The sequence below is a fragment of the Brevundimonas sp. CURTG3B2_SDJG genome (genome assembly GCF_057364705.1).
This window is the reverse complement of sequence record NZ_JBNFOJ010000005.1, coordinates 1-23,787: the sequence shown is the minus strand read 5'-3', so window position 1 is coordinate 23,787 and position 23,787 is coordinate 1. Positions and strand designations below refer to the sequence as shown.

At 69.0% G+C, this 23,787-nt stretch carries 17 protein-coding genes and 4 pseudogenes; 10 read left to right on the top strand and 11 right to left on the bottom strand.

The features are described from left to right. A partial coding sequence (locus AC2W7C_RS00705; protein WP_485999722.1) for a response regulator occupies positions 1-428 on the top strand: 428 nt, incomplete at its 5' end. 28 nt (positions 429-456) lie between these two features. Then, entirely contained in the window at positions 457-2,133 is a 1,677-nt protein-coding gene (locus tag AC2W7C_RS00700; RefSeq protein WP_485999721.1) for an AmpG family muropeptide MFS transporter, read from the top strand. A 14-nt stretch (positions 2,134-2,147) separates the two neighbouring features. Here the strand turns inward: AC2W7C_RS00700 and AC2W7C_RS00695 are convergent. From AC2W7C_RS00695 to dapF, 3 genes and pseudogenes are all read right to left on the bottom strand, one after another. Then, a pseudogene (locus AC2W7C_RS00695) lies at positions 2,148-4,429 on the bottom strand (NADP-dependent malic enzyme). A 212-nt stretch (positions 4,430-4,641) separates the two neighbouring features. Further along, the gene (locus AC2W7C_RS00690) at positions 4,642-5,469 is read right to left on the bottom strand and encodes an alpha/beta fold hydrolase (RefSeq protein WP_485999720.1); all 828 of its coding nucleotides are present in this window, start codon (positions 5,467-5,469) and stop codon (positions 4,642-4,644) included. 115 nt (positions 5,470-5,584) lie between these two features. Next, positions 5,585-6,417: pseudogene (gene dapF, locus AC2W7C_RS00685) on the bottom strand (diaminopimelate epimerase). Positions 6,418-6,477: 60 nt separating this feature from the next. On the opposite strand from dapF, the gene AC2W7C_RS00680 reads away from it, so the two are divergent. The 3 genes from AC2W7C_RS00680 (at position 6,478) to AC2W7C_RS00670 (ending at position 12,154) form a co-directional block, all read left to right on the top strand. After that, on the top strand, positions 6,478-7,293 hold the full coding sequence (locus tag AC2W7C_RS00680) for a potassium channel family protein (protein WP_485999719.1): 816 nt from the start codon (positions 6,478-6,480) through the stop codon (positions 7,291-7,293). Positions 7,294-7,578: 285 nt separating this feature from the next. Then, a complete protein-coding gene (locus tag AC2W7C_RS00675) occupies positions 7,579-9,768 on the top strand; it encodes a prolyl oligopeptidase family serine peptidase (RefSeq protein ID WP_485999718.1) in 2,190 nt (729 codons plus the stop codon). Positions 9,769-9,910: 142 nt separating this feature from the next. Then, positions 9,911-12,154 carry a prolyl oligopeptidase family serine peptidase gene (locus tag AC2W7C_RS00670; protein ID WP_485999717.1) on the top strand — a complete coding sequence of 748 codons (2,244 nt, stop codon included), beginning with the start codon at positions 9,911-9,913 and terminating at the stop codon, positions 12,152-12,154. A gap of 182 nt (positions 12,155-12,336) precedes the next feature. Here the strand turns inward: AC2W7C_RS00670 and AC2W7C_RS00665 are convergent. The 3 genes and pseudogenes from AC2W7C_RS00665 to ftsY form a co-directional block, all read right to left on the bottom strand. Further along, positions 12,337-12,961, bottom strand: a pseudogene (locus tag AC2W7C_RS00665) (MarR family winged helix-turn-helix transcriptional regulator). 77 nt (positions 12,962-13,038) lie between these two features. After that, entirely contained in the window at positions 13,039-13,674 is a 636-nt protein-coding gene (locus tag AC2W7C_RS00660; protein WP_485999716.1) for an inner membrane-spanning protein YciB, read from the bottom strand. Next, complete coding sequence (gene ftsY / locus AC2W7C_RS00655; protein ID WP_485999715.1) at positions 13,671-14,612, bottom strand: signal recognition particle-docking protein FtsY; 942 nt, start codon at positions 14,610-14,612, stop codon at positions 13,671-13,673. The genes AC2W7C_RS00660 and ftsY overlap by 4 nt, the downstream gene beginning before the upstream one ends. Before the next feature lie 248 nt (positions 14,613-14,860). On the opposite strand from ftsY, the pseudogene AC2W7C_RS00650 reads away from it, so the two are divergent. Beyond that, positions 14,861-16,856, top strand: a pseudogene (locus tag AC2W7C_RS00650) (NAD(+) synthase). Positions 16,857-16,954: 98 nt separating this feature from the next. Here the strand turns inward: AC2W7C_RS00650 and AC2W7C_RS00645 are convergent. Then, complete coding sequence (locus tag AC2W7C_RS00645; protein ID WP_485999714.1) at positions 16,955-17,827, bottom strand: alpha/beta fold hydrolase; 873 nt, start codon at positions 17,825-17,827, stop codon at positions 16,955-16,957. 97 nt (positions 17,828-17,924) lie between these two features. Then, positions 17,925-18,437: a D-glycero-alpha-D-manno-heptose-1,7-bisphosphate 7-phosphatase gene (locus AC2W7C_RS00640; RefSeq protein ID WP_485999713.1), complete on the bottom strand. Its 513-nt coding sequence runs from the start codon at positions 18,435-18,437 to the stop codon at positions 17,925-17,927. A gap of 164 nt (positions 18,438-18,601) precedes the next feature. Here AC2W7C_RS00640 and AC2W7C_RS00635 point away from each other — a divergent pair, with 164 nt between their 5' ends. Genes AC2W7C_RS00635 through AC2W7C_RS00625 form a run of 3 tightly spaced genes read left to right on the top strand, consistent with a single transcriptional unit; the run spans position 18,602 to position 21,285 of the window. Further along, positions 18,602-19,762, top strand: coding sequence for a DegT/DnrJ/EryC1/StrS family aminotransferase (locus AC2W7C_RS00635; RefSeq protein ID WP_485999712.1), 1,161 nt, complete (start codon positions 18,602-18,604; stop codon positions 19,760-19,762). Positions 19,763-19,765: 3 nt separating this feature from the next. After that, a complete protein-coding gene (locus AC2W7C_RS00630; protein ID WP_485999711.1) occupies positions 19,766-20,698 on the top strand; it encodes a Gfo/Idh/MocA family protein in 933 nt (310 codons plus the stop codon). Next, positions 20,695-21,285 (top strand): GNAT family N-acetyltransferase, encoded by a 591-nt coding sequence (locus AC2W7C_RS00625; RefSeq protein ID WP_485999710.1) that lies wholly within the window; start codon positions 20,695-20,697, stop codon positions 21,283-21,285. The genes AC2W7C_RS00630 and AC2W7C_RS00625 overlap by 4 nt, the downstream gene beginning before the upstream one ends. Here the strand turns inward: AC2W7C_RS00625 and AC2W7C_RS00620 are convergent. Then, positions 21,282-21,701, bottom strand: a complete 420-nt coding sequence (locus AC2W7C_RS00620; RefSeq protein ID WP_485999709.1) for an Lrp/AsnC family transcriptional regulator — start codon at positions 21,699-21,701, stop codon at positions 21,282-21,284. The genes AC2W7C_RS00625 and AC2W7C_RS00620 overlap by 4 nt on opposite strands. 103 nt (positions 21,702-21,804) lie before the next feature. Between AC2W7C_RS00620 and AC2W7C_RS00615 the strand changes: the two genes are divergently transcribed. Next, positions 21,805-22,251: a RidA family protein gene (locus tag AC2W7C_RS00615; protein ID WP_485999708.1), complete on the top strand. Its 447-nt coding sequence runs from the start codon at positions 21,805-21,807 to the stop codon at positions 22,249-22,251. Here AC2W7C_RS00615 and AC2W7C_RS00610 read toward each other — a convergent pair. Both AC2W7C_RS00610 and AC2W7C_RS00605 read right to left on the bottom strand, forming a co-directional pair. Then, on the bottom strand, positions 22,248-22,703 hold the full coding sequence (locus AC2W7C_RS00610) for a MaoC family dehydratase (RefSeq protein ID WP_485999707.1): 456 nt from the start codon (positions 22,701-22,703) through the stop codon (positions 22,248-22,250). The two genes, AC2W7C_RS00615 and AC2W7C_RS00610, sit on opposite strands and share 4 nt — an antisense overlap. A gap of 2 nt (positions 22,704-22,705) precedes the next feature. Continuing rightward, entirely contained in the window at positions 22,706-23,695 is a 990-nt protein-coding gene (locus tag AC2W7C_RS00605) for a threonine ammonia-lyase (protein WP_485999706.1), read from the bottom strand. Between the last annotated feature and the right edge of the window lie 92 nt (positions 23,696-23,787).

Below are 23,787 nucleotides of genomic sequence, written 5' to 3'. Positions count from 1 at the left end.
CCGCCCCCGCCGCCGGACGACGACCGCGTCGTGCCCGGCCGGTTCGCCAGCACCCGGGTCCTGCTGGTCGAGGACAATCCGGTCGGGCCCTGCTCGCCTCGACCCTGCTCAAGCGCGAGGGCTGCGCGGTCGAGACCGCCGCCAGCGGCGACGAGGCCCTGGATGCGATGAAGCGCGCCCGCTACGACCTCGTCTTCATGGACATGCGGATGCCCGGCATGGACGGCCGACGGCCGCCGGGCGCTGCGGCGCGCGGCGACGGCACCCCCATCGTGGCGCTGACCGCCAACGCCTTCGCCGAGGACCGCCGGGCCTGCCTGGAGGCCGGCATGAACGACCATCTGGTCAAGCCGCTGGAGCTGGAAGGCCTGCGCGCCGCCCTGACCCGCTGGACGAACCGCACGGAGCGCGCCAAGGTCGCCGTCTGACGCCGGGGGGCGTCCGGAGACCGCGCCCATGACCGACGCCAAGACGCCCGCCAGCGAGGTCGCGGCCCTGCAGACCGCTCCCAGGGGCCTCGGCGTACTGAAGGCGGCCTTCCGCGAGCGCCGCACCCTGGCCATGTTGATGCTCGGTTTCTCGGCGGGCCTGCCGTTCGCCATGCTGATCGGCACCCTGAACGCCTGGCTGACCGAAGAGAAGATTCCCGTCGCCACCATCGGCATCCTGAGCTGGATCGGCCTGTTCGGCGCCTTCCGTTTCCTATGGTCCCCCGCCGTCAGCTGGACCCCTCCCCTCATCGGCGAGCATCTCGGCCGCCGGCGCAGTTGGCTGATCGTGTTGCAGATCATCATCGCCATAGCGTTGGGGCTCGTCGCCCTGTCGCATCCGGGAACGGGCGTGCTGGGGCCGCTGGCCATGGGCGCGGCGCTGGGCGCCTTCGCCTTCGCCACCCAGGACATCGTCATCGACGCCTGGCGGATCGAAGTCGCGGACGACAAAACGCCCATCGACCTGCTTTCGACCATCTATCAGCTGGGTTACCGCACGGCCGCCCTCGTCGGCGGGGCCGGCGCCCTGTTGCTGGCCACCGCCATCGGTTGGCCCGGCGTCTTCGCCGTCGGAGGTCTCCTGATGGGGGTGGGGATCATCGGAACGCTGATCGCTCCGGAGCCCCGACCCTCGTCTCGAGCGGCGGTGGCGCGTGAGCGGAAAGGGTCGCCTCGCCTGCGCATGCTGGTCCTGGCCGCGACGCTGGCCGCCTGGGCCTGGGCGGCCTTCATGCTGGCCCGCTTCATGGTCATAGCCCTGACCACCTCGCCGGCGCCGAGCGCGGGGACCTTCACCGCCGCCTGGGGGCCGTGGATCGTCGGCGCGACCGTGATCCTGCCGGCGGCGCTCGCCGGTCTCATCGTCTGGAAGGGGCGCGCTCCGACCGCCGCCGAGACCTCGGCGGCGCCGGGGCTGGCCGACACCCTGTACGACGCCATCCTGGCCCCCCTGGTCGAATTGATGGGACGCCTTGGCTGGGGCGCGGTGATCGTGCTGGGCTTGATCCTGACCTACCGGATCACCGACGGCGTCTGGGGGCCGTTCGCCTTCCCCTTCTACATGGGCGACACGGGCGGGGCGCTGGGCCACACCAACGCCGAGGTGGCCCTGGCCTCCAAGACCTTCGGCGTGGTCATGACCATTGTCGGCATCGCGCTGGGCGGTTGGGCGCTGCTGATCATCGGCAGGATGTGGAGCCTGTTGATCGGCGCCGTCCTCTCCGCCGCGACCAATCTACTGATGATGGACCTGGCGATGGGCGCGCCGGTGATCGGCGCCTTCATGCGGGCCTCGCACCTGTATGACGTGTTCGCGGCGTTCCGCGTCGGCGAGCCGCTGGCCCGGCTGATGCTGGCCATCGCCGGCGAGAACATCGCCGGCGGCTTCGCGGGCGCGGCCTTCGTCGCCTACCTGTCCGCCCTGTCGAACCGGACGTTCGGCGCGGTCCAGTTCGCGGTCTTCATTTCGCTGGCCCTGCTGATTGGCACTCTAGGCCGTGGCGCCCTGGGCGAGTTGATCGACACCCAGGGCTATGCGCCGATGTTCGCCATCGCCGCCTGGCTGGGCCTGTTGGCGGTGCTGTTCTGCATCCTTGAATGGGTGCGCGGCGCCGCCGAGCGCCGCAAGATCGCCCAGGCTTGAGGTCCAGCCGCCGCTCACTCCTCCCCGACCGCCGCGCCTTCCTCGTAGGCGGCGAACGTCGCGGCGGTGATGATCTCCGAGACCGAGGCGCCGAGCGAGACGATCTGGACCGACTTCTCCAACCCCACCAGCAGCGGGCCGATCACGGTCGCGCCGCCCAGGGACTGGACTAGGCGCGTCGAGATGGCGGCGGAATGGATGGCCGGCATGACCAGCACGTTGGCGTGGCCGGTCAGGCGCATGAACGGATAGGCGGCGCGCTGGTCGGGATCCAGCGCCAGCTCCGGCGGCATCTCGCCCTCGTACTCGAAGTCGACGCCCTTGCAGTCCAGGATGCGGATCGCCTCGCGCACCTTCTCGCCCCGGTCGCCCGGCGGATTGCCGAAGGTCGAATAGCTGAGGAAGGCCACGCGCGGGGTCTTGCCCAGCTTTCGCACGGTGGCGGCCGCCTGGATGGCGATCTCGGCCAGTTCGGCGGCGTCGGGCAGTTCATGGATCGAGGTGTCGGCCACGAACAGGGTCCGGCCCTTGGCCAGCAGGATCGACAGGCCGATCATCCGCTCCTTGACGTCCAGGACGCGGCGGACCTCCTTGAGCACCATGTTGAAGTTGCGGGTGACGCCGGTGACCATGCAGTCCGCCTGGCCGCGGGCGCACATGGCGGCGGCGAAATAGTTGCGGTCCTGGTTGATCATCCGCTGCACGTCGCGGCGTAGGTAGCCCCGGCGCTGCAGGCGGGCATAGAGCCAGTCGGTGTACTCGTTGTTGTGCTCCGAGACGCGCGCGTTGACGATCTGGATGCCCATCTCGTCGAAGTTCAGGCCGGCCTCGGCGGCGTTCTTGCGGATCAGCTCCTCGCGGCCGATCAGGATCGGCGTGCCCAGTTCGGCCTGCTTGAAGCCCCAGGCGGCGCGGATGACGGCGGTCTCCTCGCCCTCGGCGAACACCACCCGCTTGTTCGGAGCCGCCCGCACGGCCCCGGAGATGTTCTGCATCAGGGCCGCGGACGGATCCAGGCGCTGACGCAGCGAGGCGCGGTAGGCGTCCATGTCCTCGATCGGCTGACGCGCCACGCCCGTGTCCATCGCCGCCTGGGCCACGAACGGCGGGATGTACCAGATCAGGCGCGGATCGAAGGGCGTCGGGATGATGTAGTCCCGGCCGAACTTCAGCTTCCTGCCGCGATAGGCGGCGGCCACTTCGTCGGGCACGTCCTCGCGGGCGAGCGCGGCCAGGGCCTCGGCGCAGGCGACCTTCATCTCGTGGTTCACCCGCCGCGCGCGCACGTCCAGAGCGCCGCGGAAGATGTAGGGGAAGCCCAGGACGTTGTTGACCTGGTTCGGATAGTCGGACCGGCCGGTGGCGATGATCGCGTCCGAGCGCACCGACTGCACGTCCTCGGGCGTGATCTCGGGGTCCGGATTGGCCATGGCGAAGATGATCGGATTGGGGGCCATGGAGGCCACCATCTCCTTGGTGATCGCGCCCTTGGCGGCCAGGCCCAGCACCACGTCGGCGCCCACCATGGCCTCTTCCAGCGTGCGGTGCGGGGTGTCGGTGGCGTGCGCCGCCTTCCACTGATCGACGTTGGGGCGGCCCTTGTAGACGACGCCGTCGCGGTCGAGGATCACGGTGTTCTCGGCCCGCACGCCCGCCGCCTTCATCAGGCCGATGGACGACAGGCCCGCGGCGCCGGCGCGACCAGAACCACCTTCAGGTCCTCCAGCTTCTTGCCGGCGATATGGGCGGCGTTGATCAGGCCGGCGGTCGAGATGATGGCCGTGCCGTGCTGGTCGTCGTGGAAGACCGGAATGTCCAGCAGGTCCTGCAGCTGGCTTTCGATCTCGAAGCATTCCGGGGACTTGATGTCCTCCAGATTGACGCCCCCCCAGGTGTCGCCGATGTTCTTCACCACGGTGATGAACTCGTCCGGGTCGGTGGTCTTCACCTCGACGTCGAAGCTGTCGACGTCGGCGAACCGTTTGAACAGGACCGACTTGCCCTCCATCACCGGCTTGGAGGCCATGTGGCCCAGGTTGCCCAGGCCCAGGATGGCGGTGCCGTTCGAGATCACGGCGACCAGGTTGCCCTTGGAGGTGTAGTCGTAGGCCTTGTCGACGTCGGCCGCGATCGCCAGCACCGGCACGGCCACGCCCGGCGAATAGGCCAGCGACAGGTCGCGCTGGGTCGCCATCGGCTTGATCGGCGCCATCGAGATCTTGCCCGGCGCGGGAAGGCGGTGGAAGTCCAGCGCGTCTTCGTCGGAGAAGGTCTGCTTGTCGGTCAGGTCGGGCATGTCGTTTGGGCGTTCCGGGCGCGTGGCCGCGCGTCTGCTATGGTCCCTTGTTCCTAGTGCGCAGGACCCGGCGGGACAACCGCCGACGCGAGGCGGCCTCCAAGCCCGGCGGAGCGGCCCCCGGACGGTCGGCGCGGCCGGCAGCGTGCGGAGAATGTGACCACGGCGCGAGAGAATGTGCGGATTTCCGCCCCCAGGCGTGTTCGGCGGGATCAGTCGACCGGACGGTCGGCGGGCGCGCCGATCCGGTCGAGGAAGGAGAAGAACGCGGCGCGCACCCGCTCGGGAGCCTCGACCTGCGGATAGTGGCCGACCCCTTCGAGCAAGGCGACGTCGGGGTTCGGGACCAGCTCGCGATAACGCGCGGCCATATGCGCGCCGGACACCGGGTCCAGCGGGCCGTTGATCAGCCGCAGCGGGACCTCCGCGGTCTGCAGCGCGCCGACCCAGCGGTCGCGGTGGCGGCGGCGGTCGAGGATGTAGCGGATCAGCTTGTGCGCGATGCGATCGCCGCCGTCGTGCGTCCATAGCGCCCAGAACGCGTCCAGTTGCGCCTGGGTCGGCGGCGTGTCCGAGCCGAACACGGCGCGCAGATTCGCGTCGAAGCGCTTGCGGCCGCCGAGACGGGCCGCCAGAGGACCCAGGGGTCCGAGCAGCAGCTTCTGCACGGGCCGCGCGCGGTGCGTCTCCGGAAAGAGGCCGCCATTCAGCAGCGTCACCGAGTTCAGGCGGACGCCGCGCCCTTCGGCATGCCGCGCCAGAAGCTCCTGCGCGACGCTCACGCCGTAGTCGTGCGCGAGCACATGCGTCTCCGCCACGCCCAGGGAGGCGAGCAGGGTCTCGTGCAGGTCGGCCTGATCCATCAGGTCGTAGTCGTAGGCGCGCGGCTTCGCGGACCAGCCGAAGCCGATCATGTCCAGCGCGATGACGCGACCGAAGCGCGCGCCGAGGGCGGGCCACAGGTCGGCGAAGTCCCACGATGCGGTCGGGAAGCCGTGGATGCAGATCAGCGTCGGGCCCGGCCCTCGCAGCTCGTCCACATAGAAGATCGGATGACCGCGGTGGCGGAACTCGCGCCCGCGGGCGCGCCAGTCGGCGAGCGAAAGGCTCATGGTCAGGCCGCTTCGATGCGGAGACCAAGGGGGAGGCGCGCGATCACAGCGCCAACGTCCCCGTCCGTTCGACCTCCACCGGGCCGGTCATTAAGACGTGGTCCGTGGCTTCGTCCCAGTCAATCGTCAGCCGCCCGCCGTCGACGTCCACCGTCGCGTGGCGGCCGGTGATCCCGCGCCGGGCCGAGGCGACCAGCGCGGCGCAGGCGCCGGTGCCGCAGGCCTTGGTCAGGCCCGCCCCGCGTTCCCACACCCGCAGCCGGACATGATCCGGCGACAGGGCGTGAACGAAGCCGACGTTCGCGCCCTCGGGGAACAGCGGATGATGCTCGATCAGCGACCCGGTTCCCCGCACGAACCCGTCGTTGGGCGCATGGTCCATGAAGAAGACCACGTGCGGATTGCCCATCGAGACCGCGCCGGGGGTGTGCAGCACCGGGTCGTCGATCGGCCCGACCTGCAGCTCGATGCCCCGGGTGTCCATGTCTTCGGCCAGCGGCACCTCGGTCCAGTCCAGCCGCGGGACCCCCATGTCGACGGTCACCTGGCCGTCGGCGGCGCGGCGCGCGGTGGTCAGCCCGCCCAGGGTGTCGATCGTCACGCTGTCCTTGCCGGTGGATTCCATCAGCACCCAACCGACGCAGCGCAGGGCGTTGCCGCAGGTCTCGACCATGCTGCCGTCCGCGTTCCACACCCGCATGAAGGCGTCGGCCCTGTCCGACGGCTCGATGGCGATCAGCTGGTCGCAGCCCTCCCCGGTCGTCCGGTCGGCGATGGCGCGCGCTGGTCGGCCGTCGGCTGGAACGGCGTCTCGAGCGCATTGACGACGACGAAGTCGTTGCCGGCGCCGTTCATCTTGAGGAAGGAACGGGTCATTTCCATTCGGATATAGCCCCGGCCTGGACCTGATGCGAGAGAACGGCGTTAAGCTGGGCCATGAGTCGCGCCGCGCCTGTCCCGGAAACCGATCCCCCCAAGGCCGAAGGCCTGCGCCTGCGCGCCCGGCTGCGCTACCTCTACCACGGCTCCTCGCCCCTGGCGGTGCGGTTCCGGCTGGCGGTCATCGTCGTCGACTTCGCCATCATCGGCTTCTTCCTGGCCACGCCGATCCTGCAGGAGGCCGGCCTGGTCTTCTATGTGATCGACTATCTGATCGCCGCGATCCTGACCCTGGATCTGGCGGGACGGGCCTATGCCCACACCGATCTGAAGGACTGGCTGAAGAAGCCCGCCACCTGGGTCGACCTGTTCATCCTGGCGACCTTGCTGTTCCCCAACGTGCTCGGCAATTTCGGCTTCCTGCGGCTGCTGCGCCTGTGGACCCTGCTGAACTCCGAGTTCTTCTGGCGGACGGTCGGCCACAAGTGGGATGACACGAGGGTCGAGGAGATCACCCGAGCGCTGGCCGCCCTGGTCACCTTCATCTTCGTGGTGACCGGCTTCGTCTATGCGACCTTCCGCGGCCACAACTCCGACATTCATGGCTATCTGGACGCGCTCTACTTCACCGTGGCGACCCTGACGACGACCGGCTTCGGCGACATCACCCTGCCTGGGGCCTGGGGCCGGATCCTGTCGATCGTGGTCATGCTGACCGGCATCACCCTGTTCCTGCGGCTGGCCCAGACCCTGTTCCGCCCCCACAAGGTCCGGCACGACTGCCCCACCTGCGGCCTGCAGAAGCACGACCCGGACGCCGTCCACTGCAAGGCGTGCGGCGAACTGCTCTGCATCCCCGACGAGGGGAACTGAGCTCACCTCTCCGTCGCCCTCCAGGCGATGGGAGGACAGACCGCGCAGCGGTCAGGAGGGACCGACGTCGGCCGTGGTCTTCAGAACTCCGATAACCCCTACCGGCGTCGCCTCACCTGGTCGTCGCTGACGCTCCGACCTGTCCTCTCCATTCGCCTCCGCGAATGGAGAGGTGATCGCGACCCCTGAAAGATGACAAAGCCGTAACCTTGGGCCGCGCCGCCTTGCGGGCGAATTCCTGAAAGTTAAGGTGCCGCCCGACCATTTTCGTCGGGGGACTGTCCAATGATCCGCACCGCCGCGCTCGCCGCGCTTCTCGCCTCCACCGCCCTTTCGAGCGCCGCCATGGCCCAGACCACAGCCCCCGCTCCCGCTCCGGCCGAAGCCGGCGGCGGCGGCTTCGCCACCTCCGACGCGACCGACCCCTACCTGTGGCTTGAGGAGGTCGAAGGCGAGCGGGCCATGGAGTGGGTCCGCGCCCACAACGAGCGTTCGCTGGGCGTGCTCCGCGGCGACCCCCGCTACGAGACCCTGCACCAGCAGGCGCTGGAGATCGTCCAGTCGCGCGACCGCATCCCCTCGCCGGGCTTCCGCCGTCAGGGCGACGGCGAAGTGATCGACAACTTCTGGCAGGACGCCACTCACGTCCGCGGCGTCTGGCGCACCACGTCGGTGGAAAGCTACGGGACCGCCGAGCCGCAGTGGGAGACCATATTGGACTTCGACGCCCTGGCGGCGGCCGAGGGTCAGAACTGGGTCTACAAGGGCTCCACCTGCCTGCCGCCCGAAGAGCGCCTGTGCCTGGTGTCGCTGTCCAACGGCGGCAAGGACGCGGTCACGATTCGCGAGTTCGACCGGCAAACCCGCCAGTTCGTGGAGGGCGGCTTCGTCCTGCCCGAGTCAAAGGGCGGGGCCACGTGGGTGGACGCCGACACCCTGCTGATCTCGCGTGACTTCGGCGAAGGCAGCCTGACCGATTCCGGCTATCCCCGCGTGGTCAAGATCCTGCGCCGCGGCCAGACGATCGACCAGGCCCAGACAGTGTTCGAAGGCCAGCAGACCGATGTCTCGGTGGGCGGCTACGTCCTGCGGGACGCCGACGGCGCGGCGAAGGCGACCCTGATCAACCGGGGCGTCAACTTCTACGAGGGCGAGACCTATCGGCTGAACGCCGACGGCACGACCACGAAGCTGGAACTGCCGGCCAAATCCAATATCAACGCCCTGGTCCAGGGCCAGCTGGTGGTCACCACCGATCAGGACTGGACCGCGCCGTCGGGGCAGGCGTTCAAGACCGGCGACGTCATCGCCTGGGACCTGGAGCGTTGGCTGGCCGATCCGGCCACGCGCGCCCAGCTGATCATCCGCCCGACGGACCGCCAGGCCATCGAGGGCATTTCGAACACCCGCAACAAGCTGATGGTCGCGCTGTACGACAACGTGCGCGGCTCGATCTACGCCTACACGCCCAACCCGTCGGGCGAATGGGGCCGCACGCGCCTGAACCTGCCCGAGAACGTCACCGTCGGCCTGGGTTCGGCCAGCGACCGGGACGACCGCGTCTTCGTGAGCGTGGCCGGTTATCTGAACCCATCCAGCCTGTACCTCGCCGACGCCGCCGACGCCTCGACCGAGGTGATGAAGTCCCTGCCGGCCAAGTTCGATGCGACCGGCATGGTCGTCGAGCAGTTCGAGGCCCGCAGCGCGGACGGGACCATGATCCCCTATTTCGTCGTCCATAAGGGCGACATGGCGCTGGACGGCTCCAATCCGACGCTGCTGTACGGCTACGGCGGCTACCAGAACTCGCTGCTGCCCGGCTATTCGGCCACGGTCGGCAAGCTGTGGCTCGAGCGGGGCGGCGTCTACGTCGTCGCCAACACCCGCGGCGGCGGCGAGTTCGGCCCCCGCTGGCACCAGGCGGCGCTGCAGCAGAACCGCCAGCGCGCGCACGAGGACTTCCAGGCCGTCGCCCTGGATCTGATCGCCCGCGACATCACCAGCCAGCCGCGCCTTGGGATCATGGGCGGCTCGCAGGGCGGCCTGTTCATGGGCGCCATGCTCACCCAGCGTCCGGACCTGATCAACGGCGCGGTCATCCAGGTGCCGCTGTTCGACATGCTGCGCTTCCACAAGCTTCTGGCCGGCGCCTCCTGGATCGCCGAGTACGGCAACCCGGACATTCCCGAGCAGCGCGCCTGGATCGAGCAGTACTCGCCTTACCAGCGCCTCGCCGCCGGCCAGCCCTATCCCGAGGTCTTCATCCACACCTCGACCAAGGACGACCGCGTCCATCCGGGCCACGCCCGCAAGGCCGCGGCGCGGCTGGAGGAGCTGGGCTATCCGGTCCTGTTCTACGAGAACACCGACGGCGGCCACGCGGCCGGCGCCAATCTGCAGGAGACGGCCCGCCGCCTGGCGCTGGAGTACACCTACCTCAGCCGCCGCCTGATGGATTCGCCGGCGCAGGAGTAGACCTGCATTCCTCCCCCTTGGGGGAGGGGGACCGCGAAGCGGTGGAGGGGCGCCTCCGCCGGTTCCGGTTCGAACACCCCTCCACTCTCCTTCGGAGGGTCCCCCTCCCCTGAAGGGGAGGAACTGATGAGCGGAGTTTAAGATGAACCGCCTGCTTCTGTCCGCCGCCATCCCGGCGCTCATGCTTGCGACCGCCCTTCCCGCCGCCGCCCAACGGGCCGACGGAGCCTCGGTCTCGGCTCCCGCGGGCCGCCCCGCCCCGCCCCATCTCCCAGCCGACCTGACGCCCGCCGGCGTTCGCGCCGCCGACGACCATCTGGCGCTCGAGGAGGTCAACGGCGCCGAGGCCATGGCCTTCGTCGCGGCCGAGAACCAGGCCAGCCTGACGGCCCTGGCCGGCGATCGCCGCTATGAGACCTTCCGCCAGCAGGCGGAGGCGATCCTGACCGCCACCGACCGCATTCCGGCCCCGTCCTTCCTGGGCGAGGGGATCGGCAACTTCTGGCAGGACGCGGCCAATCCCAAGGGCGTCTGGCGGCGCACGACGCTGGAGGGGTACCGCTCGGCCGACACGCCGTGGGAGACCCTGCTGGACATCGACGCCCTGTCCCGCGCGGAAGGCCGCGACTGGGTCTGGAAGGGCGCCAGCTGCCTGGCGCCGGACGAGACCCGTTGCCTGATCAGCCTGTCGGACGGCGGCAAGGATGCGGTGGTGGTCCGCGAGTTCGACACCACGACGAAATCGTTCGTGGACGGCGGCTTCGTCCTGCCCGAGGGCAAGCACCGGATCAGCTGGCTGGACCGCGACACCCTGCTGGTCGCCACCGACTTCGGCCCCGGCACCCTGACCGAGTCGGGGTATCCCTTCATCATCAAGTCGCTCAAGCGCAGCCAAGACCTGGCGGCCGCGACGGAGATCTATCGCGGCGACCAGTCCGACGGCGGCTACGGCGTCTCCGCGTCCGTCTATCGTGACAAGGACGGGGGCGTCGAGGCGGTGATCATCAGCCGTCCGCTGGACACCTTCCGTTCGGAAACCTGGGAGTTGGTGGACGGCCGCGCGGTTCGCCTGAAGCTGCCCCAGCGCGTATCGATCCACGGAACCAGCGGCGGCCTGCTGATCTTCTCGCCAGAGGAGGCCTGGACGCCCGCCGGGATCGAGTACGCCGCCGGATCGTTGCTGTCCTTCCATCCGGCGATGCTGCGCGAGGGCTCCGACGTCGTCATCAGCAACCAGGCGCAACAGATCTTTACGCCGACCGCGCGCCAGTCCATCGCCGATGTCGCCGTCTTCTCGGACCGGGTCGCGGTCACGATCAACGACAATGTCCGCGGTCGGCTGTCGATCTTCGGCAATACCGGCGAGTGGGGCTGGCGCGAGCGCCGGGTGGCGGTGCCCGACAACAGCGCGGTCTCCCTGGGCGACAGCTCCAAGGGCCGCGCCGAGGTGTTCGTCTCGTCGCAGAACTTCCTCACCCCGCCGACGCTCGGACTGCTCGACGTCGATTTCACCATCGATCGGAGGGGCCCGTCCGGCCAGGCGGCCGATGCGCCAAACGGCATTGTCCAACTGCGGTCCGCCCCCGCCAAGTTCGACGCCTCGACGCATGTGACGGAACAGTTCGAGGCGACCTCGTCGGACGGGACGAAGATTCCCTATTTCGTCACCCGCCCGCGCGAGATGACCGGCCCGGCCCCGACCATCCTGTTCGGCTACGGCGGCTTCCAGGTCAGCTTCCCGCCCGCCTACAAGCCGGAGATGGGCAAGCTGTGGCTCGAGAACGGCGGCGTCTTCGTTCAGGCCAACATCCGCGGCGGCGGCGAGTTCGGCCCCGCCTGGCATCAGGCGGTGCTGAAAGAGCATCGGCAGCTGGCCTTCGACGACTTCGCGGCCGTCGCCCGCGACCTGCAGGCGCGCGGCGTCACCTCGCCCCGTCGCCTGGGCATCTACGGCCGTTCGAACGGCGGGGTGCTGACCTCGGTCTCGATCACCCAGCACCCGGAACTGTTCAACGCCGCGGTCATCGAAAGCCCGCTGATCGACATGCTGCGCTATCACGAGCTGCCGGCCGGGGCCTCCTGGATCGGCGAGTACGGCGACCCGCGCATTCCTGAGGAGGCGGCGTACATCGCCGACTATTCGGCCTATCAGCGGCTTCGTCCGGGCGCGGACTACCCTCGCGTCTACATCACCACCAACACCCGCGACGACCGCGTCCATCCCGGCCATGCACGCAAGTTCGCCGCCCGCCTGGGCGACATGGGCTACGACCATCTCTACTACGAGGAGACCGCCGGCGGTCACTCCAACGACGCCGACCCGGTCGCCAACGCCCGCCGGTGGGCCCGCCATTACGTCTATCTGAGCCAGCAGCTGATGGACTGAGGGGGCGCGGCCGACAGATGTGGCTGAAAGTGGTTAGTGGCTAGTGATTAGTGGCTGGACCGCGCGTGAACCTGGGCTGGCGGGCCCTCCGTCAGCTCCGACAACCACTAATCACTAGCCACTAACCACTAACCACTTTGCGCCCGCCGACCCCGCCCAACTTGGCTCGGCCACCGGCAGCGTCAGGCCGGCTCCAGCGCCTTGGCCTTCTTGGGCTTGGCCGCCTTGGCCGGCTTCGCCGGCTTTTCGGCCTTGGCGGGCTTGTCCGCCTTCCGGGCCAGCTTCTCGGCCTTCTTGATCTCGCGGGCGGCCTTCTTGGCCGCCTTGGCCTCGGCCTTGGCCTTGACCGGAGCGGCGTCGGCCTCGCCGGCCAGTTCGGCCAACAGGTCCAGGAAGCCGTCGCGTTTGCCCTTGGGCAGCAGGGCCATGATCCGCTTGTCCGCCGCCTCGACCTTGGGCCGGGCCGCCTCCAGCGCCGCCTCGCCCGCGGTCGACAGGCGCACCGCCTTGGCGCGGGGCGTCCAGCGTCGACTTCTCGCGGTCCAGCAGGCCCTTGGTGGTCATACGGGCGACCAGGTCCGCCAGGGTCGAGCGGTCGATGCCGGTGGCCCGCACCAGGTCGGTCTGGGTCAGGCCCGCCTTGTGGCTGACCGCCTCCAGCACCGCGAACTGGCGCTGGGTCAGGCCGTCCGGACCCGTCTCTTCCGAATAGATGTCGAGCGCCAGCTGCAGCACGCGGTGCATCAGGTGGCTGGGGGAGGCCCCGAGGCCTCCGGTGCGCTTGGACTTGTTGCCGGACTTGACCATGAACCGTATCCCCTCGGCTGCTGCGGTACAGCTAGCAGCCGCATTTTACGGTTTGACGACGGACGATACCCGTCCGGTCAAAGCCCGGTGTCCGGCGACTCGGGCCGGACCGGCTCTTCGTCCTTGATCAGATGCTTCATGATGAAGAACACCTGCCAGATCCCGAAGGCGGCCGAGGCCAGCCACAACCCGCCGCGGAACGCCACCCAGGTGTCGTCCGGCTGGGTGCGCCAGACGATCTCGTTCACGACCGCGACGGCGGCGAAGTAGAGGCCGTAGCGCATCGTCAGCCCGCGCCAGCCCGTGTCGGTGATCTTGATCGCCTCGCCGAGCAGATATTTGAACGGATATCGCCGCAGCGGCAGCGAGCCCAGCAACACCACCGCCAGCAGACCGTTCTGGATCGTCAGCTTGATCTTCAGCAGCGTCGGATCATGGAACACCAGCGTCAGCACGCCGAAGATCAGGGCGAATCCCCCCGTCAGCAACGGCAGGGGCGCCAGCCGCTTCTCCACGACATAGCCGACGATCAGCGCCAGGGCCGAGGCGCCGACCAGCACCCAGGTCGCCTGGACCAGGGCTTCCTGCCCGTCCAGGCCGCGCGCGAAGCGGTTCACCGCATAGGCGGCCATGAAGGCCAGCAGCGCGCCGAAGTCGACGGCTTGCCGGATGTTGGAGCCCCGGCGCTCGTCGCCGGTCTTGGCCTCGGTCATGCTTGGTCCTCAAGTCCCACCAGCGACCGGGAGAAGGCGCGGGCGTCGAAGGGTTGCAGGTCGTCCACGCCCTCGCCCACGCCGATCAGCTTGATCGGAGCGTCGGACGCCTGGGCGACCGGCACCAGCACGCCCCCGCGCGCGGTGCCGTCCAGCTTGGTCATCACCAGGCCGGACACATAGGCCGTCCGGCCGAAGATCTGCTCCTGGGCCAGGGCGTTGCGTCCCACGGTGGCGTCGAGCACCAGAAGCGTCTCGTGCGGCGCCTCGGGATCGACCTTCTTCAGCACGCGAACGATCTTCAGCAGCTCGTCCATCAACTGCTGCTTGTTCTGAAGGCGTCCGGCGGTGTCGATCAGGACGACGTCGAACCCTTCCGCCTTCGCGCGGGTGTAGGCGTCGAACGCCAGCCCGGCGGCGTCCGCGCCGTCGCGGCGGCTCTCGAACGTGGCTCCCGCCCGCTCGGCCCAGACCTTAAGCTGCTCGCGCGCCGCGGCGCGGAAGGTGTCGCAGGCGACGATCATCACCTTGGCGCCCTGGCCGGTCAGGTCCGAGGCGATCTTGCCCAGGGTCGTGGTCTTGCCCGAGCCGTTGACCCCCACGAACAGGGTCACGAAAGGACGCGGTCCCGACAACGGCTCATATCGGGCTTCGTGGTTCGTCAGCTCGGCGGCGACCGCCTCGGCCAACGCCTCCTTGACCTCGCGCTCGCCGGCGCCCGCCCCAAACCTCAAGTCGCGGAAACGTTCGACGATCCGGTCGGTCGCCGCCGGGCCCAGGTCGCTCTCCAGCAGATGCTCTTCCAGCCCCTCCAGCGCCTTCTCGCTCAGCGGCTCCTTCACGAAGGTGGCGACGACCTGTTCGGTCATCTGCTTGGAGGAACGGCTCAGGCCTTCGGTGAGCCGGGAGAACCAGCCTTTTTTCGGCGCATCGGTCATGATCTCGGCTTAGCGGGTTCACTCGGCAAAATCACGCGATCTGAGAAATTCCCGCATCTCGCAAAGCCGCTCATCCCCGCGAAGGCGGGGACCCGGTTCTTTGGTGGACCAGTTTAGGCCTATATGAGCAAAACCGGCGGTCCAGGCCGCCGGCGGCTTAGCTCTCACTGGGTCCCCGCCTTCGCGGGGATGAGCGGAAGAATCGATGGCAGACTCCCACGCGTCCATTCGCCGGCGCCCACGGCTTCGTGCGCGTCGCCGCGCGACCCCCGTGGTCCATACCGCCGATCCGGCCGCGAACGCCCAGGAGCATATCGCCCTGATCCGGCGAGCGGGCGAACAGGGCGTGGACCTGATCGTCTTCCCCGAGCTCAGCCTGAGCGGCTACGCGATCGACGACCTGCTGATGCAGGAGACTCTCCTGGACCAGGTCGAGGAGCAGGTCGCGGCCCTGGCCGAAGCCGCCGACCAGGCCGGCGTGATCGCGGTGATCGGCGCGCCGCTGCGCAACGGCGACGCCCTCTACAACTGCGCCGTGGTCTTGGGATCGGGCTCGGTGCTGGGCGTCACCCCCAAGACCTACCTGCCCAACTATCGGGAGTATTACGAGAAGCGCTGGTTCGCGCCGGCGGCCAGCCGGGCCGAGGATTCCGTCCTGGTGAACGGCGAGACGGTCGATTTCGCCCCCGGCCTGATCTTCGAGGCGACGAACCGGCCGGGCTTCGTCTTCGCGGTCGAGATCTGCGAGGACTTCTGGGCGCCGCAGCGCCCTCGACCCGGGCGGCCCTGGCCGGAGCCCGCATCCTGCTGAACCTGTCGGCCTCCAACATCGTCATCGGCAAGGCCGACGAGCGCGCCCTGCTCTGCGCCAGCCAGTCGGCGCGCACGCTTTCGGCCTATGTCTTCGCCGCGTCCGGATGGGGCGAGAGCACCACCGACCTGGCCTGGGACGGACAGGCCACGATCCACGAGCTGGGCGTCAGGCTGGCCGAGGGGGAGCGGTTCTCGCTGGAGAGCCATCTGACCGTCGCCGACGTCGACGTCGCCCGGATCGGGCTGGACCGGCTGCGCAACGGCACCTTCGCCGACTGCGCCCGGGCCGAGGGTGAACCCGCGACGGTCGTCCCGTTCGAGGCGCCCGCCGGGCCCGCGACCGACCTGATCCGTCCGCTGGACCGCTTCCCCTTCGTGCCGGACGATCCCGCCCGCCTGGACCAGGACTGCTACGAGGCGTTCAACATCCAGGTCCAGGGCCTGATGCGCCGGCTGAAGGCGACCAACGGCGAGCGGGTCGTGATCGGCGTTTCCGGCGGCCTGGACTCGACCCAGGCCCTGCTGGTCGCCTGCCGCGCCTTCGACCGGCTGGGCCTGCCGCGCACGGGCATTCTCGGCTACACCATGCCGGGTTTCGCCACCTCCGAGGGCACCAAGTCCAACGCCTGGGCCCTGATGAACGCCCTGGGGGTCACCGGCGCCGAGATCGACATCCGGCCGACCGCCATGACCATGTTCGAGGGAATCGGCCATCCCTTCGCCAAGGGCGAACCGGTCCACGACATCACCTTCGAGAACGTCCAGGCGGGTCTGCGCACCGATTATCTGTTCCGCCTGGCCAACCAGAACGGCGCCTTCGTGCTGGGCACCGGCGACCTGTCGGAGCTGGCGCTGGGCTGGGCCACCTACGGCGTCGGCGACCACATGAGCCACTACAACGTCAACGGCGGGGTGGCGAAGACGCTGATGCGGCACCTGATCCGCTGGGTCGCCGACCGGGCCGTGGTCGGGGAGGCGGCGGTGCCGACGCTTCGGGGCATCCTGGCCACCGAGATCTCGCCCGAACTGGTGCCGGCCAAGGACGGCAGGATCCAGTCGACGGAAGGGACCGTCGGCCCTTATGCGCTGAACGACTTCTTCCTGTTCTACGTCACCCGCTTCGGCCTGAAGCCGTCCAAGGTCGCCTTTCTGGCGCACCAGGCCTGGCAGGACGCCTCGCAAGGCCAGTGGCCCGCCGGAACCCCGGACGCCGAGAAGGTCGAATACGACCTGGCGACCATCAAGCACTGGCTGCGGAAGTTCCTGGTGCGCTTCTTCCAGACCAGCCAGTTCAAGCGCTCGGCCGTGCCGAACGGGCCGAAGGTCGTCACCGGCGGCTCGTTGTCCCCCCGCGGCGACTGGCGCGCCCCGTCGGACGCGACGGCCAGGGTCTGGCTCGACGAGCTGGAAGCCAACGTTCCGGACGCGTGAAGTGGTTAGTGGTTGGTGGTTGCTGGATCATTGCAGGCGTGCAGTCGGCAAGGCGCAAACCGCATCAACCACCAATCACTAGCTACCAACTCCTCGCTTCACGGCAGCTCGCTGAGGAACGGGAAGATCGCCGCCTTGGCCTCGGGTTCGTCCAGCATGGGCGCATGTCCCACGCCAGGGACCTCGACGAAATCCATCCTGGGCGCGCGCTTGCGCATCTTGGCCGCGATCTTCTCGCTGAGCAGGTCCGAGGTCTGCCCCCGGACCAGCAGCACCGGCCGGCCCTTGGTCAGGCGGCCGAACATCGGCCACAGGTTCGGGACAAGCGCCTTGGCGCCCGCGGCCTTGATCGGCACGGCGATGTCGGGGTCGTAGTCCAGGACCGGCGCGCCCTCGGTCCCTTCGCGGAAGGTCCGGCGGGCGAAGGCCGCCCAGTCGGCGTCGGTGTAGTGAGGGAAGGCGATCTCGTTGATCCGCTTGGCGTAGGCGGCCGCGTCGGCCCAGCCCGGCGTGTCCACCGGCTGGCCGGAATAGGCGGCGATGCGCGCCAGCCCTTCCTTGGCCACCTCGGGGCCCACATCGTTGATGACGGCGCCGGCGATCACCTTGGACCGGATGGCGGCCAGGGCCATGGTGATCAGCCCGCCCATCGAGGTGCCCACGAAGACGGCGCGCTCGATCCCCGTCTGCTGAAGAAGGGCCAGCACGTCCTGGGCGTAGGTCGCCGGCTGATAGGTCATCGGGTCGGGCGCGCGGTCCGACTGGCCTCGCCCGCGCACGTCGATGGCCAGCACCCGGCGGCCGGCGGCGGCGATCAGGGGGGCGATGCCCTCGAAGTCGGCGGCGTTGCGCGTCAGCCCGTGGATGGCGATGACCGGCAGCTTGGCCGGCCCCGACGCCGCCGCATAATCCCGGGCGTGCAGGCTCAATCCGTCTGCGGTCGTCCAGCGGCGGTCGGCGTAGGCGGTCATGCGGAACTCCTCGGGCGAGACGAATCTATTTCATCACCAGAGGAAATGCGACGCGCCTCGGGTTTGCACGAGGCTATGCCGGGCCGAACCTGAACGCTCAGTGACCGAGCAGGTCGCGCACGAAGACATCCAGATCGCCGCCCTCGAACAGGAAACCGGGCACGCCGGCGCGCCGCGCGGCCTCCATGTCCGACGGCTGGTCGCCGATCATGAAGCTTCGGGCCGGATCGATCCCGTGTTCGGCGATGGCCCGCAGGATCATCCCCGGATTGGGCTTTCGATCCGGATGGTCGGGATGGATGTAGGCCTCCACCACGCCCAGCGAATGGTATGGACAGGCGTAGACCGCGCCGATCCGCCCGCCGGCCAACGCCAGGCGGCGCACGATCAGATCGTTGAAGGCGTGCATCTGCTGCTCGGTGAACAGCCCGCGCGCCACTCCCGACTGATTGGTGACGATCACGCACAGATAGCCGAGCCGGTTCAGGCGACGCACCGCCTCGCCCGCGCCGGGCGTCATGCGCAGGTGGGATTCGAGATGGGGATAGCCCGTGTCCTCGATCAACACGCCGTCGCGGTCGAGGAACACGGCGGGGACGCCGATCGACATGGCTTTGGGGGATAGGCGCCCGGCCGTCTCGTTGCAATCCCTCACCCGAAGTGACCCGTTGCGATTTGCCGCGAACGGGCGTGATTTGTTAGGGAGCGCCCCACCCGACGGGCGCATTCGTCTCGCGCCGTCCGCCCGCGCTTCCGCGACCGGAGACCTCCGCCATGACCATTCCCTTCATCGATCTTCAAGCCCAGCGTCTGCGTCTGAACGGCAAGATCGAAGCCGCCGTCCAGGACGCCGTGGTCGGCGGCGCCTGGGTCATGGGTCCCCAGGTGCGCCAGTTCGAGACCGATCTGGCCGCCTTCGGCCAGGCGAAGCATGCGCTCGGCTGCGCCAACGGCACCGACGCCCTGGCCCTGCCGCTGATGGTCTGGGGGATCGGCCGCGGCGACGCCGTCTTCGTGCCCAGCTTCACCTTCGCCGCCACCGCCGAGATCGTGCCGTGGTTCGACGCCGAGCCGGTGTTCATCGACGTCGATCCCAAGACCTACAACATGGATCCCGGCCATCTGGAGGCCGCCATCGAGGCGACCCTCGCCGAGGGCCGGCTGAAGCCCCGGGTGGTCATCGCCGTGGACCTGTTCGGCCAGCCGGCCGACTATCCAGCCATCAAGGCGATCTGCGACAAGCACGGCCTGAAACTGATCTGCGATTCGGCCCAGGGCTTCGGCTGCACGATCGACGGCGAACACCCGTTGAAGTGGGCCGACATCACCACGACCAGCTTCTTCCCCGCCAAGCCCCTGGGCTGTTACGGCGACGGCGGCGCGGTCCTGACCAATGACGACGAACTGGCCCAGCTGATCGATTCGATCCGCGTGCACGGCAAGGCGGTGGGGGTCGACCTGGACGGCAAGACCTTCGACCACGACCCCAAATACCTGAACATGCGCATCGGCCTGAACAGCCGCCTGGACACCATCCAGGCCGCCGTCCTGATCGAGAAGCTGAAGGTCTTCGGCGAAGAGATCGAATGGCGCAACCGGATCGCGGCCCGCTACAACGACCTGCTGCGCCCCCATGTCGCCGCCGTGCCGGACGTGCCGGCCGGGAACGTCTCCAACTGGGCCCAGTACACGATCGAGCACGACGACCGCGACGGGCTGGCCGCCCACCTGAAGGACCAGGGCGTGCCGACGGCGGTCTATTATCCGATCCCGCTACACCTCCAGCCGGCGTACGGCATGTATCCGCGAGGCCCGCAGGGCCTGCCGGTGACCGAACGGCTGATGGACCGTGTCATCAGCCTGCCGATGCACTCGGACCTGGACGAGGCGACCCAGGATCGCGTCATCGCCGCCGTCGCCAGCTTCAAGGGATAGTCGATGAGCCCGCACCAGACCCCGCTCAAGTTCGGCGTCGCCGGCGTCGGCGTGATGGGCCGCAACCATGCCCGCGTGCTCAGCGACATCCGGGACGTCGAGCTGGCGGCCGTCTTCGATCCCGACGAGGCGACCGCCTCGGGGATCGCCGCGCTCTACGACGCCCGGGCCTTCACCTCGGCCCAGGACTTCGTGGCCGCCGGCCTGGACGCCGCCGTGGTCGCCACGCCCAACCGGCACCACGCCGACCTTTCGGTGGCCCTGCTGGAGAAGGGCGTCCACGTCCTGGTCGAAAAGCCCATCGCCGCCACGGTGCCCGACGCCCGGCGCATCATCGACGCCGCCAGGGCCAACGACCGGGTGCTGATGGTCGGCCAGGTCGAGCGCTTCAATCCGGCGGTCGAGGCCGTCAAGCGCGCCATCGACGGCGACGACATCATCTCGATACAGATCACCCGCGTCGGCCCCTTCCCGCCCCGCATGGGCGAGGTCGGGGTGGTCATCGACCTGGCGGTGCACGACATCGACATCATCCGCCACCTGACCGACTCGGAGATCGTCGAGGTCCAGCCCCAGATCGCGCGTACCCGCGCCGAGCGCGAGGACACCGCCCTGCTCCAGTTCCGACTGGAAAACGGCGCCATCGCCCATATCACCACCAATTGGGTCACGCCCTACAAGGTCCGCACCCTGCAGGTCGCCACCCAGAACAAGTTCGTCGTGGCCGATCTGATGACCCGCCAGGTCACCGAATATTTCGGCCAGCAGCCCGACGGCAGCTATTCCACCCGCGGCGTCATGAGCTGGCCCGCAGAGCCGCTCAAGAAGGAGCTCGAGGCCTTCGCCCACGCCATCCGCACCGGCGAACCCCCGGCCGTCACCGGCGAGGACGGGCTGAAGAACCTCGAAGTGGCCCTGAGGTGCCTGGGGGAATGAACCTCGATCCGGCGGTTCTCGAGAACGCCTTCGTCCGGTTGGAGCCGTTCGAGGACCGCCACAAGGAGCCGTTGCGCGCGGCCTGCGACGCCGATCCCGACCTGTGGCCCACGCTCTACTACACCTCGCTGGGCGGCGATCGGTTCGACGGCGGCTGGGACGCGATCCGCAAGCAGCAGGCCAAGGGCTGGCGCCTGCCCTTCGCGGTGATCCATCGCGGCGAGGTCGTGGGTCTGTCGACCTTCCTCGACATCCAGCCGGCCAACCGTACCGCCGAGATCGGCACGACCTACTACCGACCCGACGCTCGGGGCGGACCGGTCAATCCGGCGGCCAAGCGGCTCCTGCTGGAGCACGCCTTCGCCTGTGGAGCCCAGCGGGTCTCGTTCCAGGTCGACTCGATCAACGCCCGCAGCCGCGCGGCCATGGCCAAGCTGGGGGCGCGCCAGGATGGAATCCTGCGCAACGACAAGGTCACCTGGACCGGCCGCGTCCGCTCGTCGGTGGTCTTTTCCGTCCTGGCCGAGGAATGGCCGCCCATCCGCGACAGTCTCGACGCCAGGCTTGCGGCCTTCACCGCGGCCTAGTCCCGGTCCAGGTCCTTGTTCAGCACCAAGGAGGTCGTCACGTCGGCCACGGCCTCCAGGGCGGCGATGGCGTCCCGGGCGCGGTTGATCTCGATGGTCCCCACGCCGACGAGCTCCACCAGAAGGTCGATCTCGCCCGCCAAGGAATAGCAGCGGACCACCTCGGGCCGGGCGCAGATCGCGGCCACCGCCTCCAGGTCCGGCGTCGCCCTTAGCCGCACGAACAGCACCGCCGAGACCTGGCCCGGCTGGGCGATCTGGATCGTCACCCGGCGGATCACGCCGGAGGCCTTCAGCCGCACGATCCGGTCGCGCACGCTGGACGCCGACAGGCCCACCGCCGCGGCCAGCGCCTTCAGCGGGCGGTCCGCGTCCTCGCGCAGAAGGGCGATCAGCCGCCGGTCCAGGTCGTCCATCGCCCCAACCTGAAAACGAACGGCCGATTCCGCAAGAACAACGGAAGGCGAAACGGCCGCGGCCCGCCATCCTGCGCGTGACATCCATCCCGAGGAGCGCGCCATGCAACGCCGAGACTTCCTGATCCTGACCGCCGGCGCCGCGGCCTGCGCGCCCTCTCCCGCCGCGAGCCAGACCATGCAGATCCGCCCCATCAGCCCGACCCCGGGAACCGCCTACGCCGAGGCCTTCGAGGTCTCGCATCCGAACCGCCTGCTGTTCGTCTCGGGCCAGGTGCCGCAGGTCCAGGGTCAGCCGATACCGCCGGACTACCGCGATCAGTACCGCCTCGCCTGGTCCAACGTCGAACGGCAGCTGAAGGCCGCGGGCATGACCTTCGACAATCTGGTCAAGGCGACCATCTTCCTGTCCGACCGGGCGCTGATCGAACAGAGCACGGGCCTCAGAGCCGAGATCCTGGGCGACCGCACCCCGGCCATCACCATCGTCATCGTCGGCATCTACGACGCCGACTGGCTGCTGGAGATCGAGGCCGTGGCGGCGGCCTAGGCCGCCGTCATCTGCATCGACAGCCATTCCGCGATCAGGGCCGGCTTCTCGCCGCCGTCGATCTCGACCGTCAGCTCGTGCTTGATCAGCCAGCGGCCGCTCCCCTTGTCCTCGGCGGACAGCAGTTTGAACCGGCCGCGGACCTTGGAGCCGGCCGGCACGGGGGCCAGGAAACGCAGCTTGTCGAAGCCGTAGTTGACGCCCATCACCACCCCCTCCAGCCGCTCGACGGCGTCGTAGGACATGGCCGAAGCCAGGCTGAGGGTCAGGAAGCCGTGCGCGATCGTGCCGCCGAAGGGCGTCTGTTTCGCCAGGTCCGGGTTCACGTGGATGAACTGCCAGTCTTCCGTCGTGTCGGCGAAGGCGTCGATCTTGGCTTGGTCGATCAGGAACCAGCGCGAGACGCCGACCTCGGTCCCGATCAGCGGTTCAAGTTCGGAGGGTTTCGGCATGATCAGGCTCCCGGAACGAAACGATCTTCGATGATGGCGGAAAACAGCGCCGGGTCCACATTGCCGCCGGACAGGACCACGGCGGTGACGCGGTCCCGCGCATCCACCCTGCCCGCAAGCAGCGCCGCCAGGGAGACCGCGCCGCCCGGCTCGACCACCAGCTTCAGCACCTTGAAGGCGTAACGCACCGCCTCGGCCACCTCGGCGTCCGACACCGTCTCGACCCGGTCCACACGGCGGTTGATCGGGAAGGTCAGCTCGCCGGGCCGGTCGGTCATCAGGGCGTCGCAGATGGTGCCCTTGGCCGGCGCGTGGGTCAGCCTTTCGCCCGCGGCGACCGACAACTGGAAGTCGTTATAGTCGCGCGGCTCCACAGCCACGACCGGGGCATCCGGCGCGAGGGCCGCCATCGACAGATTGATTCCCGCGATCAGCCCGCCCCCCGAGGCGCCGCAGACCAGCTGGTCCAAGGCCGCGCCCGCGTCCTTCGCCTGCTCGACGATCTCCAGCCCGGTGGTGCCCTGGCCCTCGATGACGAAGGGGTCGTCGAACGGACGCACCAGCACCGAACCGCGGGTCGCGGCGATCTCCTCGCCGATGGCCTCGCGGCTCTCGTTGTAGCGATCGTACAGCCGGACCTCGCCGCCGAAGGCGATCACCCCCTCGACCTTCACCTTGGGGCTGTCCGCGGGCATGACGATGATGGCCGAGGTCCCCGTCATCCGGGCCGCGCAGGCCACCGCCTGGGCATGGTTGCCGGACGAATAGGCCACCACCCCCCGCTTCAGCTCGTCGGCCGTCAGCCGGCTGATCCGGTTGTAGGCGCCGCGGAACTTGAAAGCCCCCGCGCGCTGCAGGTTCTCGGCCTTCAGCAGGACCCGGCCGCCGACCTGTTCGTTGAGCGCGGGGCTTTCGATCAGGGGCGTGCGGACGGCGTGGCCCAGAAGCTGGCGGGCGGCGTCCCGGACGCCCTCGAAGGAAGCGGTGTGCATGAGGCGAGCCTAGCCATTCCTCCCCTGAAAGGGGGAGGGGGGGGACCGCGAAGCGGTGGAGGGGGCGCCGGGGACCGCGCTCGCTTTGACTG

Bases quoted from the DNA above. Each gene is read 5' to 3' on its own strand.
- AC2W7C_RS00700 (WP_485999721.1), top strand. From the start codon at position 457: ATGACCGACGCCAAGACGCCCGCCAGCGAGGTCGCGGCCCTGCAGACC.
- AC2W7C_RS00680 (WP_485999719.1), top strand. From the start codon at position 6,478: ATGAGTCGCGCCGCGCCTGTCCCGGAAACCGATCCCCCCAAGGCCGAA.
- AC2W7C_RS00675 (WP_485999718.1), top strand. From the start codon at position 7,579: ATGATCCGCACCGCCGCGCTCGCCGCGCTTCTCGCCTCCACCGCCCTT.
- AC2W7C_RS00670 (WP_485999717.1), top strand. From the start codon at position 9,911: ATGAACCGCCTGCTTCTGTCCGCCGCCATCCCGGCGCTCATGCTTGCG.
- AC2W7C_RS00660 (WP_485999716.1), bottom strand. From the start codon at position 13,674: ATGACCGAGGCCAAGACCGGCGACGAGCGCCGGGGCTCCAACATCCGG.
- ftsY (WP_485999715.1), bottom strand. From the start codon at position 14,612: ATGACCGATGCGCCGAAAAAAGGCTGGTTCTCCCGGCTCACCGAAGGC.
- AC2W7C_RS00645 (WP_485999714.1), bottom strand. From the start codon at position 17,827: ATGACCGCCTACGCCGACCGCCGCTGGACGACCGCAGACGGATTGAGC.
- AC2W7C_RS00640 (WP_485999713.1), bottom strand. From the start codon at position 18,437: ATGTCGATCGGCGTCCCCGCCGTGTTCCTCGACCGCGACGGCGTGTTG.
- AC2W7C_RS00635 (WP_485999712.1), top strand. From the start codon at position 18,602: ATGACCATTCCCTTCATCGATCTTCAAGCCCAGCGTCTGCGTCTGAAC.
- AC2W7C_RS00630 (WP_485999711.1), top strand. From the start codon at position 19,766: ATGAGCCCGCACCAGACCCCGCTCAAGTTCGGCGTCGCCGGCGTCGGC.
- AC2W7C_RS00625 (WP_485999710.1), top strand. From the start codon at position 20,695: ATGAACCTCGATCCGGCGGTTCTCGAGAACGCCTTCGTCCGGTTGGAG.
- AC2W7C_RS00620 (WP_485999709.1), bottom strand. From the start codon at position 21,701: ATGGACGACCTGGACCGGCGGCTGATCGCCCTTCTGCGCGAGGACGCG.
- AC2W7C_RS00615 (WP_485999708.1), top strand. From the start codon at position 21,805: ATGCAACGCCGAGACTTCCTGATCCTGACCGCCGGCGCCGCGGCCTGC.
- AC2W7C_RS00610 (WP_485999707.1), bottom strand. From the start codon at position 22,703: ATGCCGAAACCCTCCGAACTTGAACCGCTGATCGGGACCGAGGTCGGC.
- AC2W7C_RS00605 (WP_485999706.1), bottom strand. From the start codon at position 23,695: ATGCACACCGCTTCCTTCGAGGGCGTCCGGGACGCCGCCCGCCAGCTT.